Origin of the sequence: Xanthomonas sontii (assembly GCF_040529055.1) — a bacterium.
Lineage (GTDB): Bacteria > Pseudomonadota > Gammaproteobacteria > Xanthomonadales > Xanthomonadaceae > Xanthomonas_A > Xanthomonas_A sontii.
The window spans coordinates 3,806,249-3,822,207 of sequence record NZ_CP132342.1 but is presented as its reverse complement, the minus strand read 5'-3'; the positions used below and the strand labels follow the sequence as shown (position 1 = coordinate 3,822,207).

The 15,959-nt window shown below is 70.3% G+C and carries 14 protein-coding genes; 11 read left to right on the top strand and 3 right to left on the bottom strand.

Translation table 11 applies throughout. The annotated features are described in order from the left end of the window. Positions 1-264: 264 nt before the first annotated feature. Positions 265-1,092 carry an inositol monophosphatase family protein gene (locus RAB70_RS16100; RefSeq protein WP_026144017.1) on the bottom strand — a complete coding sequence of 276 codons (828 nt, stop codon included), beginning with the start codon at positions 1,090-1,092 and terminating at the stop codon, positions 265-267. 118 nt (positions 1,093-1,210) lie between these two features. On the opposite strand from RAB70_RS16100, the gene RAB70_RS16095 reads away from it, so the two are divergent. The 3 genes from RAB70_RS16095 (at position 1,211) to RAB70_RS16085 (ending at position 5,179) form a co-directional block, all read left to right on the top strand. After that, entirely contained in the window at positions 1,211-1,969 is a 759-nt protein-coding gene (locus tag RAB70_RS16095) for an RNA methyltransferase (protein WP_017914286.1), read from the top strand. 178 nt (positions 1,970-2,147) lie between these two features. Continuing rightward, positions 2,148-3,038, top strand: a complete 891-nt coding sequence (locus RAB70_RS16090) for a phosphate/phosphite/phosphonate ABC transporter substrate-binding protein (RefSeq protein ID WP_148829539.1) — start codon at positions 2,148-2,150, stop codon at positions 3,036-3,038. Beyond that, complete coding sequence (locus tag RAB70_RS16085) at positions 3,035-5,179, top strand: bifunctional diguanylate cyclase/phosphodiesterase (protein ID WP_148829537.1); 2,145 nt, start codon at positions 3,035-3,037, stop codon at positions 5,177-5,179. Before RAB70_RS16090 ends, RAB70_RS16085 begins: the two co-directional genes overlap by 4 nt. Positions 5,180-5,239: 60 nt before the next feature. Here the strand turns inward: RAB70_RS16085 and epmB are convergent, their stop codons facing one another. Further along, complete coding sequence (gene epmB, locus RAB70_RS16080; RefSeq protein WP_309252721.1) at positions 5,240-6,277, bottom strand: EF-P beta-lysylation protein EpmB; 1,038 nt, start codon at positions 6,275-6,277, stop codon at positions 5,240-5,242. A 99-nt stretch (positions 6,278-6,376) separates the two neighbouring features. Between epmB and efp the strand changes: the two genes are divergently transcribed. The 6 genes from efp to RAB70_RS16050 all read left to right on the top strand — a co-directional run bounded on the left by efp (position 6,377) and on the right by RAB70_RS16050 (position 11,459). Further along, entirely contained in the window at positions 6,377-6,943 is a 567-nt protein-coding gene (efp, locus tag RAB70_RS16075; RefSeq protein WP_010343528.1) for an elongation factor P, read from the top strand. A 120-nt stretch (positions 6,944-7,063) separates the two neighbouring features. After that, the gene (locus RAB70_RS16070; protein ID WP_148829304.1) at positions 7,064-7,723 is read left to right on the top strand and encodes a TMEM175 family protein; all 660 of its coding nucleotides are present in this window, start codon (positions 7,064-7,066) and stop codon (positions 7,721-7,723) included. Between the two features lie 26 nt (positions 7,724-7,749). Next, positions 7,750-9,084 (top strand): TRZ/ATZ family hydrolase, encoded by a 1,335-nt coding sequence (locus tag RAB70_RS16065; RefSeq protein ID WP_148829305.1) that lies wholly within the window; start codon positions 7,750-7,752, stop codon positions 9,082-9,084. A 53-nt stretch (positions 9,085-9,137) separates the two neighbouring features. Next, positions 9,138-9,875 carry a bifunctional 2-polyprenyl-6-hydroxyphenol methylase/3-demethylubiquinol 3-O-methyltransferase UbiG gene (ubiG, locus tag RAB70_RS16060; RefSeq protein ID WP_017917628.1) on the top strand — a complete coding sequence of 246 codons (738 nt, stop codon included), beginning with the start codon at positions 9,138-9,140 and terminating at the stop codon, positions 9,873-9,875. Beyond that, positions 9,865-10,572 (top strand): phosphoglycolate phosphatase, encoded by a 708-nt coding sequence (locus RAB70_RS16055; protein WP_148829306.1) that lies wholly within the window; start codon positions 9,865-9,867, stop codon positions 10,570-10,572. The genes ubiG and RAB70_RS16055 overlap by 11 nt, the downstream gene beginning before the upstream one ends. Before the next feature lie 182 nt (positions 10,573-10,754). Then, entirely contained in the window at positions 10,755-11,459 is a 705-nt protein-coding gene (locus tag RAB70_RS16050; RefSeq protein WP_148829307.1) for a phytoene/squalene synthase family protein, read from the top strand. 202 nt (positions 11,460-11,661) lie between these two features. Here the strand turns inward: RAB70_RS16050 and RAB70_RS16045 are convergent, their stop codons facing one another. Beyond that, on the bottom strand, positions 11,662-12,843 hold the full coding sequence (locus tag RAB70_RS16045; RefSeq protein WP_017917670.1) for a putative acyl-CoA thioester hydrolase: 1,182 nt from the start codon (positions 12,841-12,843) through the stop codon (positions 11,662-11,664). 411 nt (positions 12,844-13,254) lie between these two features. Between RAB70_RS16045 and RAB70_RS16040 the strand changes: the two genes are divergently transcribed. Together RAB70_RS16040 and RAB70_RS16035 are read left to right on the top strand one after the other, a co-directional pair. Beyond that, positions 13,255-14,940 carry a diguanylate cyclase gene (locus tag RAB70_RS16040; protein WP_148829308.1) on the top strand — a complete coding sequence of 562 codons (1,686 nt, stop codon included), beginning with the start codon at positions 13,255-13,257 and terminating at the stop codon, positions 14,938-14,940. Next, a complete protein-coding gene (locus RAB70_RS16035) occupies positions 14,937-15,893 on the top strand; it encodes a hypothetical protein (protein ID WP_225851672.1) in 957 nt (318 codons plus the stop codon). The genes RAB70_RS16040 and RAB70_RS16035 overlap by 4 nt, the downstream gene beginning before the upstream one ends. The last annotated feature ends 66 nt before the right edge of the window (positions 15,894-15,959 follow it).

The window sequence follows — 15,959 nt, the reverse complement described above, 5'->3', positions numbered from 1 at the left end:
AGCGCCGATCAAGCAGGAGTGAAGCGCGCAGCGTCCAATGCGTGAGTGCGACGTGACGGCAAAACGGCCCGTGCGTTCTGCGTTCGACGGGATTTCCTGGATGGCGACTCGTCTGCGCGAGGCCAGGCGGATGCTGCGAAAGGACCTGTGCGGAGGTGTGCGCCGGTCCGATCGGCGGATGACGGACATAAAAAAAGCCGCGCGAGTGCGCGGCTTTTCTGTTGTTGCGGTGTCGCTGCGCCGGCGTAGCGCCGGTCGCCTCGCTCAGAACTTCGCGTCGAACTCCCCGGCGAAGCCGGTATTGACGATCAGCTTCTGCAGCGCGTCGCCGACCTTGAGGTTGCCGGCGACCACCTGGAACTGCTGCGGGCCGCGGTCGTCGATGCGGCCGAGGGTGCCGCCCTTGAAATCGGTGACGCGGCCACCGGCCTCGCGCACCAGCAGCACGCCGGCGGCGATGTCCCAGGCCTTCACGCCGGCTTCGAAGTAGGCGTCGCTGCGGCCGCAGGCCACATAGGCCAGATCCAGTGCCGCCGAACCGGTGCGACGGATGTCCTCGGCCTGCACCAGCAGCGCATCCACGCACTTGAGCTGGGGGCTGGTGCGCTTGCGCTCGCGCGGCGCGAAGCCGGTGTGGACCATGGCGCCGTTGAGTTCCTTGCGCTCGCTGACACGGATGCGGCGGTCGTTGAGCACGGCGCCGTTGCCGCGGCTGGCGGTGAACAGTTCGTTGCGGAGCGGGTCGAAGATCACCGCGTCGACCGGCTCGCCGTTCTCGACCAGGGCGATCGACACGCAGTAGTGCGGGAAGCCGCGCAGGTAGTTGCTGGTGCCGTCGAGCGGGTCGATCACCCACATGTAGCGGCCTCCGCCCTGCACGCCGCTTTCCTCGCCCATCACGCCGTAGTCGGGGTAGGCGCGGCGCAGCTCCTTGACGATCACCTTTTCCGCATCGGCATCGACTTCGCTGGCGTAGTCCATGCGGTCCTTCTGCACCACGTTCAGTGCTTCCAGGCGGTTGATGTGGCGCAACAGCACGTTGCCGGCGAGGCGGGCGGCCTTGACCATGACGGTGACGGCGGGTTTTTGCATGGCAAGCGCTCCCGAGAAGGCGGAGGTGGGTCTGGAGGAGGAAAAGAGCAGTCCGGCGCCAAGGCCGGCCGCACAGTTTACCATCTACGCCCCCGTTCGCTTCGCCTGCCGTGCCGCCATGACCGATTCCCTCCGTATCCGCTTCGTCCTGGTCGGGACCCAGCACCCCGGCAACATCGGCGCGGCGGCGCGCGCGATGAAGACCATGGGGCTGTCGCGGCTGGTGCTGGTGGCGCCGGAATGCGAGCTGGAGACCGAGGCCTACCGGCGTTCTGCCGGGGCCGAGGATCTGTTGCAGCAAGCGCCGGTGCTGCCGGCGCTGGCCGACGCAGTGGCCGATTGCCGGTTGGTGCTGGGTTGCACCGCGCGCAGCCGCCGCGTGTCGCTGGAGGAGTTGCTGCCGGCCGATGCCGCGCAGCGCCTGACCGCCACCAGCGCCGAACCGGCGGAGGTGGCGCTGGTGTTCGGGCGCGAGCGCACCGGCCTGACCAACGAGGAACTGCAGTTGTGCCATGCGGCCGTGCACATTCCTTCCGATCCGGCGTTCAGCTCGCTCAATCTGGCCGCGGCGGTGCAGGTGCTGGCCTACGAACTGCGCCTGGCGCAGCTGCGCGGCGCCGCCCCCGCGCCGGCGCCGGCACCGGGGTTCCGCGAGGCACCGGCCAGCCACGCACAGGTGGAAGGGCTGTTCGGGCAGTTGGCCGAGACCCTGGACGATATCGACTTCCACAAGGGCCGCGCCCCGGATTCGGCGATGCGCAAGTTGCGCCGGCTGTTCCTGCGCACCGAGCTGACCGAGCAGGAAGTGCGCCTGCTGCGCGGCGTGCTGTCCGATGCGCAGCGCATGGCGCGACTCGCCGGGCAGGCCGGAAACTGAGGCCGGACAAGGCGCGAAGGCCTCCATCGCGGCGCGCGCGCCGACGCGTGCGCCCAGGGCGGACTGCATGCGCGGCAGGCGCCATTCTGTGACGCTGTCACCGGCATGCGCTTTCGGCTAGGCTTTGCAAGGTCTACTTGGGGATCGTGGTTTGTCCAGTTCGCGTTGGCGGGTGGTCGTGGTGTGGCTGGCGCTGGCGATCTGCTGGCCCGCGTCCGTGCACGCGCGGCCCTCGGTCCTGGTGCTGGGGCGCATCAGCGACAATCCCAAGGCCCATTACGAGCAACTCAAGCCGCTGCTGGACTACGTGGTGCCGCGCATGCGCGAGGTCGGCATCACCTCCGGGCAGATCCTGATGGCCCGCGACAGCCAGCAGATGAGCAGTTACCTGCGTCGCGGCCGGGTCGACTGGGTCACCGAGACCGCTGCCACCGCGATGGCGCTGGAACAGCGCGGTGGCGCCAAGCCGCTGCTGCTGACCGAGCGCAACGGCGTGCGTCAGTACCACACCGTATTCTTCGTGCGCAAGGACGCGCCGGTGCACGACCTGTCGGATCTGCGGGGGCGCACGCTGGCGCTGCAGAGCACGCTGTCCACCAGCGCCTACCTGGTGCCGATGATGACGCTGTTCGAGCGCGGCCTGCATCCGGAGATCCTGCTCTCGACCAAGGACCAGCCCTCGGCGGAAACGGTCGGTTACGTGTTCGCACGCTCGGAACTCAACATCGCCGCTTTCGTGCACAAGCACCTGGTGGATGCCGGGGCGTTCAGCAGTCTCGACTGGGACGACGATCGCCGCATTCCCCCGGCGTTCCGCCGCGACTTCCGGGTGATCTACCGCAGCGAACCGTATCCGCGCGCGGTGGAGATGGTGCGCAGCGATCTGCCCACGGACGTGGAGACGCGCCTGCGCGAGGTGCTGCTGCACGCCGCCGACGATCCGCAGGGGCGCGCGGCGCTGCGCCAGTTCTTCGGGACTTCCGGCTTCTACCCGATCGATCCGGCGTCGCAGAAACGCCTGGATGCCCTGCGCGCCGGCGTGGCGCGGGTGAGGCTGGAAGTGGAATGAAGACCATGCGTTTCGGGTTGCAGGCCAGGTTCCTGCTGGCCATGGGCGTGGCTGCGCTGCTGGTGATGGCGATCCTGGCCCTGCTGCTGGAGCGCCAGGCGGCGATGCAGCGCGAGGTGCGCACGCTCAGCGGCAACGCCATCCACAGCCTGTTCGACAGCAGCATGCGCACCCGCGGCGAATCGCTGGCGCGGCAACTGGCCGATTCGCTGGCCAACCCGGTGTACTACTCCGACCTGGATGCGATCGGCACGCAGGTGCGTGGGGCGCTGGGCTATGTGGCGGTGGCCTACGTGCTGGTCTACGACGCCGACGGGCGGCTGATCCACGACGGCAGCAAGGACCTGGTGGGCTACGGGCAGCGCATGCGCGGGCCGATGGCCGACGCCGCGATCCGCGCCAAAGGCCTGCTGGCGCAGGAGTCGCCGGAGTTCCTCGACGTGTCGATGCCGATCATGATCGGCGACCAGCGCGTGGGCGGGGTGCGGGTAGGCATGTCCTGGACACGCGCGCAGGAGTACGAGCGCAAGGCCGGGCAGAACCTGGACCAGCGCCTGGGCGCACTGGGCAAGCGCCATCTCGGCTGGTTGCTGCTGTTGCTGGCCGCCCTGGGCCTGACCGCGGCGATGGTGGCGGTCTACGTGCAGCGCACGCTGGTGGCGCCGTTGCGCTGGATGGCGGCGACCGCACGCCAGATCGAGGCCGGCAACTATGCGGTGGAGCGCCGCGACAGCGGCCGCCACGACGAGGTCAGCGAACTGTTGCGCGCGTTCGGGCGGATGAGCGAGGCGATCGCCCGGCACGACCGCGACGTGCGCCACATGGCCTACACCGATGCGTTGACCGGGCTGACCAACCGGCTCGCGTTCCGCGAGGCGCTGGACCATCGCATGCTGTCGGCGCGCGCCTCGCAGCGCAGGCTGGCGCTGCTGTTCGCCGACATCGACGATTTCAAGCGGATCAACGACACCCTGGGCCACGAGGCCGGCGACGAGGCGCTGCTGCAGTTCGCGCGGCGCATCCAGCTGGCGGTGGAGCAACTGGGCGGCGACGATGCGCTGCTGGCGCGTTTCGGTGGCGACGAGTTCGTGATCCTGGTGGAGGATGCGCAGGCGGCCAAGGTCGCCACCGCGCTGGCGCAGCGGCTGGTGCAGGAACTGCGCGAGCCGCTGCGGATCCAGGGCCGCGAGGTGTTCATGGGCACCTCGATCGGCATCACTGTCTACCCGGGCGATGCCGAGGACGCCTCGGCGCTGCTGAAGAACGGCGACATCGCCATGTACCAGGCCAAGCTGGCCGGCAAGAACTGCCACCGCTTCTACAGCCGCGCGATGGACTATGCGGTGGAGCGGCGCGTGCACATGGAGCACGAGCTGCGCGGCGCCTGGGAGCGCGACGAACTCAAGCTGGCCTACCAGCCGATCTTCCGCACCCAGGACCGGCGCATGGTCGGCGTCGAGGTGCTGCTGCGCTGGCAGCATCCGGCGATGGGCACGATCTCGCCGACGGTGTTCATCGACGTGGCCGAGCAGAGCGGGCTGATCGAAAGCATCGGCCCCAAGGTGCTGCGCGCGGCCTGCAGCGAGGCCACCCAGTGGCGGCGCGCCGACGGCAGCGCCGACCTGTTCGTCTCGGTCAACGTCTCGCCGCGGCAGTTGCGCAGCGGCGATCTGCCCGAAGTGGTGGCCGAATGCCTGCGCGAGTCCGGGCTGCCGGCGGCGCAATTGCATCTGGAGCTGACCGAGACCGCGGTGATCGGCGACGAGCTGCAGGCGGCGAGCATGCTGGCGCGGCTGCATCGCACCGGCGTCAAGGTCTGGCTGGACGACTTCGGTACCGGCTTCTCCGGCCTGAGCCACCTGCGCCAGGTGCCGGTGGACGGGGTCAAGATCGACAAGAGCTTCGTCGCCGACCTGCAGCGCGATCCGGACGATCTGGCGCTGACCACGGCGATCATCGCCATGGCGCATTCGCTGGACATCACCGTGGTCGCCGAAGGCATCGAGCAGGAGACCCAGTTCGAGCTGCTGCGCGAGCGCGGTTGCGAACTGGGGCAGGGCTTCTGGCTCAGCCGCCCGCTCAGCGCTGACGAATTCCGCCAACTGCTCGCCAACGAGGACGCACCGCCCGCCAGCGCGTGATCGCTGCTGCGGCGTCGTGGCCGGCGTGCGCTGTGCCTGCTGCGGTCCCGGCCAGGCGGGTCAGGGCAGCAACGGGCGCTTGCCGGTATCGCCGGCGATCTCGCGCACCAGCTTCGGCACGAGATAGCCGGACAGGCGCGCGGCCAGCGCCTGGTGCAGGGCCAGTGCGGTGGCATCGTCCACTTCGAAATGGGCCACGCCCTGCACCCGATCCAGTTGATGCAGGTAGTAGGGCAGCACGCCGGCGGCGAAGCTGCGCTCGCTCAGCGCGGCCAGCGCCTCCACGCTGTCGTTGACCCCGCGCAGCAGCACCGCCTGGTTGAGCAGGTGCGCGCCGGCCTCGCGCAGGCGCGCCAGCGCGGCATCCACGCCGGCATCGAATTCGTTGGCGTGGTTGGCGTGGATCACGAACGCCACCGGCCACGGCAGCGTGCGCAGCCAGGCCAGCAACGGCGCATCGACGCGCTCGGGCAGCACCACCGGCAGGCGGCTGTGGATGCGCAGGCGCTTGAGCTGCGGCAGCGCGGCCAGCGCCTCGGTGAGTTCGACCAGCTTCGGCGTGGCCAGCGACAGCGGATCGCCGCCGGACAGGATCACTTCCTCGATGCTGGGGTCGGCGGCGATGGCCGCCACCGCCGTGCGCCAGCCATCGCGCGCGGCGGTCTCGTCGGCATAGGGAAAGTGCCGGCGGAAGCAGTAGCGGCAGTGCACCGCGCAACTGCCGGTGGCCACCAGCAGGGCGCGGCCGCGGTACTTGTGGATCACCCCGTCGGCCTTCTTGGCCGCGGTGTCGCCGACCGCATCGAGGGCGAAGCCGGCCACCACGCGCTGCTCGTCGTCGATCGGCAGCACCTGGCGCAGCAGCGGGTCGTGCGGATCGCCCGCGCGCATGCGTGCGACGAAGCTGCGCGGCACGCGCAGCGCGAACTGCGTCGCAGCCTGTTCGGAGACGCCCAGCGCCTGCGGATCCAGGTCCAGCAGGGCCAGCAGCTCGCGCGGATCGCGCACGGCGTCGCGCCAGGCCTGCTGCCAGCGCGGCGGCGCGGCGGCGGGCAGGGGCGGGGACGGCTGCATCGGGCGGGGGGCTGCGGTTATCATAGGCGGTCATCACACGAGCGCCCGCCGTTGCGGCGGAGCTTCCATTCTATCCGGCCGGCCGCCGAACGCGGCGGGTTTGCCTTACCCGAGGAGTTTCAGATGGCCAGCTACGGCATGAACGACGTCAAGAACGGGATGAAGATCCTGGTCAACAGCGAGCCTGCGATCATCACCGATACCGAATACGTCAAGCCCGGCAAGGGCCAGGCGTTCACCCGCGTCAAGTACCGCTTCATCAAGTCCGGGCGCGTGGTCGAAATGACCATGAAGGCGACCGACAGCGTGGAAGCGGCCGACGTGGTCGACACCGACATGCAGTACCTGTACAGCGACGGCGAATACTGGCACTTCATGCAGCAGGAAACCTTCGAGCAGGTGCAGGCCGACAAGGCCGGCGTCGGCGACGCCGCCAAGTGGATCAAGGGCGAGGAGGATTGCGTGGTGACGCTGTGGAACGGCACGCCGATCCAGGTCACCCCGCCGAACTTCGTCGAACTGAAGATCGTCGAGACCGACCCGGGCGTGCGCGGCGATACCTCCGGCGGCGGCGGCAAGCCGGCGACCCTGGAGACCGGTGCGGTGGTGCGCGTGCCGCTGTTCGTCGGCCAGGAAGAAGTGATTCGCGTCGATACGCGTTCGGGCGAATACGTTTCGCGCGTCAAGTAAGTCGGCATGCCCGCGGCCGCCGCCGGCCGCGGGCAAGCGCTGGCGTGCGGCGGCCAGGCAGCGCCATGCGCCGGATCGCCGTGCGGCGGTGATGGACCACCTCGCTCCCAGGAAACGCCCGTGACGACCAGCCACGCCGACAGCGCCGACAGCAAGTACCCGCACGACCGCGTCGTGTTCTTCAGCGATGCGGTGTTCGCCATCGCCATCACCCTGCTGGCGGTGGAAATCAAGGTGCCTGGACACGCCGAGGTCGCGGCGGCCGGCGGCATCCTCGCCGCCCTGCACCGGATGCTGCCGCTGTTCATCGGTTTCGCGGTCAGCTTCCTGGTCACCGCGCTGTTCTGGAAGTCGCACCTGCAGCTGTGCCGGCACATCCGCCAGTTCGACGACCGGCTGATCTGGCTCAACGTGCTGCAGTTGCTGCTGATCGGCCTGCTGCCGTTCTCCACCGCGCTGTACTCGGACTATTTCGGCAGCCACGAGGCGTTCGCGGTGTACTGCGCGCATCTGGCGGCGATCGGCCTGGCCGGGTACTGGCTGCATGCCTATGCGGTGCGCGAGGAAGGCCTGGCGCAGCGGCTGGGCCCGCTCCAGGCGCAGGCGATGAAGCTGCGCGCGGCGGTCTCGCCGGTGGTGTTCGCGTTATGCATCCCCGTGGGCATGGTGGCACCGTGGCTGGGCCGCTTCGGCTTCCTCGCGGTCTTCCTGCTGCAGTGGGGGGTGATGCGCGTGTACCAGCGCCGCATCCGCCAGGCCCAGGCGGCACCGGCACCGTGACCCCTCCCTTTTCCAGAGTCCCTGCGATGACCTCCATACCCGAATCCTGCGACCTGCTGATCGAAGCCGGCTACGTGGTCCCGATCGAACCGCATGCAGTGGTGCTGGAAGACCACGCGGTGGCGGTGCGCGGCAGCGAGATCGTGGCGGTGCTGCCGACCGCCGAGGCGCGCACGCGCTTCGCCCCCGCGCGCACCGTCTCGCGTCCGGACGCGGCGCTGCTGCCGGGGCTGGTCAACGCGCATACGCACAACCCGATGACCCTGCTGCGCGGCATCGCCGACGACCTGCCGCTGATGGTGTGGCTGCAGCAGCACATCTGGCCGGTGGAGACCGCGGTGATCGGCCCGGAGTTCGTCGCCGACGGCACCGCGCTGGCCATCGCCGAGATGTTGCGCGGCGGTACCACCTGCGCCAACGAGAACTACTTCTTCGCCGACGTGCAGGCCGCGGTGTACAAGCAGCACGGCTTCCGCGCGCGGGTCGGCACGGTGATCATCGATTTCCCGACCGCCTGGGCCAAGACCTCCGACGAGTACTTCGCCCGCGCCTGCGAGGTGCACGACCAGTGGCGCGACGATCCGCTGGTCGGCATCGCCTTCGCCCCGCATGCGCCGTACACGGTCAACGACGCCAACTTCGAGCGGGTGCGGATGCTGTCCGACCAGCTCGAGGTGCCGGTGCACCTGCACACCCACGAGACCGCGCAGGAAATCGCCGACTCGCTGAAGCAGTACGGGCAGCGCCCGCTGGCGCGGCTGGACCGGCTGGGCCTGGTCAACGACCGCCTGATCGCGGTGCACATGACCCAGCTCACCGACGCCGAGATCCACCTGTGCGCCGAGCGCGGGGTCAGCGTTGTGCATTGTCCCGAATCCAACCTCAAGCTCGCCTCCGGCTTCTGCCCGGCCTGCGCGCTGCAGCGGGCGGGCGTGAACCTGGCGATCGGCACCGACGGCTGCGCCAGCAACAACGACCTGGACATGTTCAGCGAGAACCGCACCGCGGCGATCCTGGCCAAGGCGGTGGCCAACGACGCCACCGCGCTGGACGCGGCCAGCACGCTGCGCGCGGCCACCCTGGGCGGCGCGCGTGCGCTGGGCTTCGGCGAGACGATCGGCTCGATCGAGCCGGGCAAGCAGGCCGATCTGATCTGCGTGGATCTGTCTGCGCTGGAGACCCAGCCGCTGCACAACGTGCTGTCGCAACTGGTGTACGCCACCGGCCGGCAGCAGGTCAGCGACGTGTGGATCGCCGGCCAGCCCAAGTTGAGCCAGCGCGTGCTGGTGGACATGGATGTCGATGCGCTGGTCGCCAATGCGCGCGAGTGGCGCGAACGTATCCGCAGCATCCACGCCTGATCCGCTATGTTCGCCGTGCCGCGCCGCGCGCGCGGCCCCAACGAGAGTTCGCCATGACCGCTTCCGCCGCCAACGCCTCCGCCAATTTCGATCAGGCCGAACTGGACAAGTTCGGCGCCCTGGCCACCCGCTGGTGGGATGCCGACGGCCCGCAGAAGCCGCTGCATGCGCTCAATCCTGTGCGTCTGCGCTACGTCGCCGAGCGCCTGCCGCTGCGCGGGGCGACGGTGCTGGACGTGGGGTGCGGCGGCGGCCTGCTCAGCGAGGCGCTGGCCAAGGAGGGCGCGCAGGTCACCGCGATCGACCTGGCACCGGAGCTGATCAAGGTCGCGCGGCTGCACCAGTTCGAATCCGGGGTCGAGGTCGACTACCGTGTGCAGTCGGTCGAGGACCTGGCGGCCGCACAACCGGGCAGCTTCGACGCCATCACCTGCATGGAGATGCTCGAGCACGTGCCCGATCCGGCGGCGATCGTGCGCGCCTGCGCGACCCTGCTCAAGCCGGGCGGACAGCTGTTCCTGTCCACCCTCAACCGCACCCCGGCCGCGTTCGCCCTGGCCATCGTCGGTGCCGAGTACGTGGCGCGGCTGCTGCCAACCGGCACCCACCGCTACCAGGATTTCATCAAGCCGGCGGAACTGGCCGCCTGGTTGCGCCAGGCCGAACTGCAGCTGCGCGACGTCAGCGGCCTGGCTTACGAGCCGTGGCGCAATCGCGCGCGGCTGTCGTCGCGCACCGAGGTCAATTACCTGGCGTGTGCTGCAAAGCCGGGAATCGGGAATGGGGAATAGGGAAGCGCCGCTGCCGCGGCGGGGTTACCCGCGGGTGGTGCTGTTCGATCTGGATGGCACGTTGCTGGACAGTGCGCCGGATCTGCTGGCCGCGGCCAATGCGCTGCTGGCCGAGCACGGGCGTCCTGCGCTCGACCTGGCGCAGTTGCGGCCGGTAGTGTCCAAGGGCTCGCGGGCGATGCTCGGTGTCGCCTTTCCGGATCTGCCCGCCGCGCAGCGCGATGCGCTGATTCCGGCATTCCTGCGCCACTACGAGGCGCTGATCGGCCGCCATTCGCAGCCGTTCGACGGCATCCCGGAACTGCTGCAACGCCTGGAAGAGGCCGGCAGCGTGTGGGGCATCGTTACCAACAAGCCCGAGGCGCTGGCGCGGTTGATCCTGCCGCAGTTGCAGTGGCAGCAGCGCTGCGCGGTGCTGATCGGCGGCGACACGCTGCCCGAGCGCAAGCCGCATCCGCTGCCGCTGCAGGTCGCCGCGCAGCGCCTGAGCGTGGCGCCGCAGGAAGTGGTCTACGTCGGCGACGACGAACGCGACATCTTGGCCGCACGTGCCGCCGGTATGGCGTCGGTGGCGGTGCTGTGGGGTTACCGGCTGGACGAGGACGATCCGCTGGCCTGGCGCGCCGACGCGATGGTCGCCGCGCCGGCCGAGCTGTACGACGCCGCGGCCTGGCCGGTCAGCGCAGCCGCGTCCTGAAACCGGTGCTGTCGCCGCGTTGGCGGCGATGCCGCGACCGCGGTGTCTCCGCCTGCACGCCGACGCCGCTCGGCATCCAACGGTCGCGCACGTACACTGCGCGTTCTGCGCGGCAGCCGCGCTCGTTCTCCCATTGCGCGATGCCGTTGGCGCGCGCGCCTGAATCCGGATCCACCGATCGCATGAGCAGTTCGTCCGCCCTGGATGCCTTTCTCGACAAATGGCGCCGCCGCTGGCCGGAATGGGCCGTGGCCGAGGCCTTCGTGCCGGCGCCGCAGCGCGCCCGCACCGTGGCCTGGTTCGCCCTGCTGCAGGAGTTCGACGACATCCTCAACATCGCCGGCGACCCGCTGCCGGCCGACGCCAAGCTGGCGTGGTGGGGCGAGGAACTGCGCAGTTGGGCCGGGCAGCGTTCGCGGCATCCGCTGGGCCGGGTGCTGGAGCCGGTGGCGGCGCCGTGGACACAACTGGCCGAGGCCTTGCCGAGCCTGCCGCAGTCGCGCGCGGCCGCGGCCGACACCGCGCATGCGCTGGAGCGGCTGGAGCCGTTCGCGCAGGCGGTGGTCGCGGTCGAGCGCGCGTTGTTCGAGGCCTCGGCCGATGGCGCTGCGGTGCCGGTCGCGCTGCAGGTGCTGGCGCAGCGCCTGGTCGAGGGCGGCGCCGCCACCGCGCCGCTGGCGCTGCGCGGCGGCGATGAGGCGCAGCAGCGGCAGCGCTGGGCGCAGGCATTGCTGAAGCCGTGGCCGCGCCGCGTGCGCGGGCCGCGTCCGCGGCGCATCCTGTCGGCGTTGGCGCGTGCGCGGATGGTGCAGCAGGCGGCTGCCATGCCCAGGCCGCCGGGACAGATGGCGACGCTGTGGCGCGCCTGGTGGGCCGGGCTGGGCTAGAGCGACCAACACTCTTCGACGACGTCGGGTTGGCCTGCCAGGCCCAATCAGAAGGGCCGCGGTTGCGCGCGCGCGTCGCGGTGTCATCGCTCAGATCTGGACGGACGTCCACGTCCTCGCGCGTCCTCGCAACAGGTACGCGCAACCGCGACGCGGCATGCGCGGGCAGGACGACACGCCCAACCCGCGCCGCCGCCTGGCTTCAGGGCGCGCTGCCGGCGCCGCTGTTGGCGTACTCGTAGAAACGATTGGCCGAGGTGCTGCAGTTGCTGCTGCAGTACGGACGGCCGATGGTCGAGGCGTTCCACGGCGCGCTCTTGCGGATGTGCCCGCCCAGCGTCGAGTCGCGGATCACCACCTTGCCGTTGGGCGAGGTGCCGTCGACGTAGTTGGACAGGCTGCCCACGCTCTCGTCCCAGGCCCGGCCCAGCCACACCGTGCCGCTGCCCGGATTGCCGACCGCATCGAAGGTGCTGCCGATCGCCAGGAAGCCGTAGCTGCTGCCCGGGCGGGTGCTGGGCGCGAAGATCACCCCGCCGTCGGCGGCGCCGCGGCGCGCGGCGGTGTAGCGGATGGTGCTGCCGGCGAACACCGCCACGCCCGAGCCGAAGATGAAGTCGGTGTCGCCCTCGATGGTGCCGCCCTTGAAATAGGCGCGGATCACCGTGTTGGCGCTGCCGGCGCTGACCAGCAGGGTGTCCTGGTTGCCGGTCAGCACCACGTTCTCCAGCACTGCCTTGTCGCCGCGCAACGCCAGCGCCACCGCCGACTGGTTGCTGCCGCTGTAGGTGCCCTCGACATAGCTGTTGACGATCGCCAGGTTGCGCGCCTGGAACTGCGCCGCGCGCACGGTCACGGTGCCGCTGTCGGAGGTGCCGACGGTGCTGCTGGCGGCGTTGCTGGCGCAGGGGTGGGTGGCGCTGCCGGTGGGTTTCGGGGTGGGGTTGGCGTTGCCGAAACGGATCGTGGTGCTGGCCGGGCTGCCGCCAAGGCCGAACAGCGTGAGCGGCGGCGCCGCCGCGGGCACGCACACCACTTCGGTGTAGGTGCCCGGCGCCACGCTGATGTAGCGGCGCATGCTGCCGCCGGCGGCGACCGCGGCGTCCACCGCGGCCTGCACGGTGCGGTAGCGGGTGCTGCCGTCGGCCGCCACCGCGTAGTCGGCCTGCAGCAGCGCGACTCCGGCGCTCGGATCCCAGTTGTCGGTGACCAGCGCGCCGATCGGTCCGGCCTGGGCCAGGTGGCGGGCGACGGTCTGATTGGCCGCCTCGCTGCTGGTCAGCTGCGGGCGCGACGCTGTGCCGGTCAGGGCCGGGGCATCGGTGACGACCCCGGCCGCCAGGGCGAGGGTGGAGGAAAGCAGCAACCAGCGCGATACGGTCATGGGAAGCCTCCGCTCAAGGATAAGGGCCCGCGGCAACGCTTGGAATGATACCGGTGTCATCCGGTCGCCTGATCCGGCGTCGTCAGCGGACCGGCGATGGTAGGGGCGTTCGCCCGTCGATGCCGGCCGATGTCGCAGCCAGAGCTCGCTTATGTCGCTTCCATCACGATCGCGGATCCGTCGCACGCGCGGCGCGCTGGTTGGTGCGGGTGTGGAGGGCGATTCCCAGTCCAAAACGCGACGGCTGCAGGCGCTCCAGACCCGGTGCCGGCGGACGGTCGCCGCACTGCGGCATGGATCTGCGCGCCGTGTGCCACCCCACTTTCTGGCGTGACGGGGTCGTGAATTTGGATACGAGCGTCGTCGCGGCTTGCGCTACCCTCGACGCCGATCCCACTTGGAAGTCGTCGATTGAAGCGCCTGTGCCGTTGGTGCTGCCTGTTGCTGTGCCTGGGGCTGGTCGGGTCGGCGCTGGGGCAGAAACTGTTGTTGCAACGGCTGGCCGCCGACCCTCCGGCATCGGAGGTGGTGGCGGGGCGTGACGATGCCGCGTTCGCCGATGCCGGCCATGGCGCGACCCTGTACGAGCGCAGCAAGCAGCCCACCTGGTGGCGGATCCGCGCCGACCGCACGATCGGCAGCGAGGGCCAGCCGCAACTGGTGCTGCAGTCGCCGTATCTGACGCGTGTCGAGGCCTGGGTGCCGGGACGCGCCGCGCCAACCCGGCACGCGATCTACGGCGCCGACGCCGATCTGCGCTACTCCACCCGGGCCCTGGTGATCGCCTTGCCGCAGGGGTTGCCGGCCGGCACCTCGATCTGGCTGCGGGTGCATGCGCCGGCGGCGATGCCGATGCCGGTGGGCATCGCGCCGCTGGCCCAGGTGCAGCGCGAGGATCTGCACTACGTCGGCTGGCGCGCCTTCATCCTCGGCTCGACCGCGGTGCTGGCGATCCTGGCGATCGCGTTGTGGGCGCGTCTGCGCGAGTCGATCTACGGCTACTTCACCGCCAACGTGATGTGCGTGCTGCTGTACCTGCTCGGCCTTGGCGGTGAGGCGCGCGCGGTGCCCGGCCTGGCCAGCGTGTTCGCGTCCTCGCCGACGCCGATGCGCATCGTCGCCGCGCTCGGCGGCTTCTTCATCATCACCTTCCAGCGCCGGCAACTGGAGATGCGCCGGCAACTGCCGCGACTGGACCGGGTGCTGCGGCTGTGCGCGCTGTTCCTGCTCGGCATCGCCGTGGCCTGCCTGTTCTCGGACTCGGGGATGCTGAGCCTGCTCGGCAATGTCGGGCTGATCGTCGGTGCGGCGCTGCTGCTGCCGTGTTGTCTGCTGCTGGCCTTGCGCGGGCAGCGCTACGCCTGGCCGCTGCTGGCTTCGTGGACGCCGCTGTGGATGCTGTGCGTGCTGCGCTGCCTGGAACTGACCGGGTGGTTGCGCCTGGACGTGGCCGCGCCGGTGCTGGCGCATGGCATCAGCCTGGCGTTGGCTATCTCCTGTCTGCTGGTGACCTTCGGTCTGGCCGAGCAGATCCTGGAGCTGCGTCGCGACCGCGACCGCGCCAGCCGCATGGCGACCGTGGACGAACTCACCGGCATCCTCACCCGCGCCGCCCTGCAGCAGCGTCTGGCCGAGGCGCTGCAGGACGCCGCGCGCGGCGACCGGCCGCTGGCGCTGGCCTACATCGACATCGACCATTTCAAGCGCATCAACGACATCCACGGCCACGCCGGCGGCGACGCCTGCCTGCGCTGGGTCGCCGCCTGCGCGCGGGCGCGCCTGCGCAGCACCGACACGCTCGGCCGCCAGGGCGGCGACGAGATGTTGCTGCTGATGCCCGGCGCCACCCTGGAGGCCGCGCGGCGCGTGGCCGAGGACATCCGCCAGCACGTCGCCGCGCAGCCGCTGCCGCGCGAAGGCCAGGCGCTGTCATGCACGCTGAGCGTCGGCGTGGCGCAATGGCAGCGCGGCGAGAGCGTGGCGGCGCTGTTGCAGCGGGCCGATGCCGCGCTCTACGCCAGCAAGGCCGCCGGCCGCAACCGCGTCAGTGTGTCCACCCCCAGCCACCACGTCACCCACCAGGAGCTTCAACCATGACTGCGCAGACCGATTTGCCCGCGTTCGCTCCCGATCAGTTGCAGGTCGGCGACATCCTGTTGCAACTGGGCTGCGGCCCGGTCTCCGAACTGATCGCCTGGTGCGGCGACAGCATCTACAGCCATGCCGCCATCGTCGCCGATCAGGGCGATCTGATCGAGGCGGCGGCCAGCGGCGTGCGCCGCTATCCGCTGTCGCAGCGGCTGACCGACACCACCAACTACCTGATCATCGACGCCTACCGGCCGCTCAGCTACGCCTGCGTGGCGCTGGACGATGCCGACCGCGCCAGCGTGCTGGCGAAGGCACAGTTGATGCTGAAAACCCCATATCCGCTGGACAGCCTGGCCACGCTCGGCCTGCTGGTCGCCATCCGCGGCAAGTGGCCGCAGCACTGGCTGGCGCGGATCGTGGTGCGCGAGGCGCTGGACCATCTGGTGCGCGACGACCCCTCGCACATGGTGTGCAGCGAAGTGGTGTACCGCGCGCTGGCCGAATGCGATGTGACGCCGCCGGGCCGGCTGGCGCCGCATATCGTGCTCAGCGGGCCGACCCACATGCCGTTCCCGCACCTGGACTGGAAGGCGCTGTGGCAGGAAGTGTGGCAACTGCTGCATCCGCAGCGGCAGCAGGCCTTGGGCGACATTGCGCAGCGCCTGGCCGCGGTGGAGGGCGCACCGGCCAGCCTGGCCGCCTCGGCGCTGACCACGGTCGCCGACGACGACTTGCTGAGTCGCGCCAACGCGGTCCGCGCCGGACTCCACCTGCCGCCGCTGGCGCCGGTCACCGATCAGGTGGAAGACAACGGCAGTCTGCTGCGGGAAGCCGGCGAAGAAGCGCCGGGAACGCCCTTGCCGAAGCCCAACCCCAAGCTGGTGATGCCGCTGGACCTGGCCAACAGCCCCTCGCACGTGGTGCTGGGGCGCCTGCTCGAGGTGGTCGCGCCGGCATAGCGGAAAGGCTGCGCGCCAGCGCAGTGCAGCGAGGCTGCGCCCGTACCCTCATCCGCCCCTTCGGGG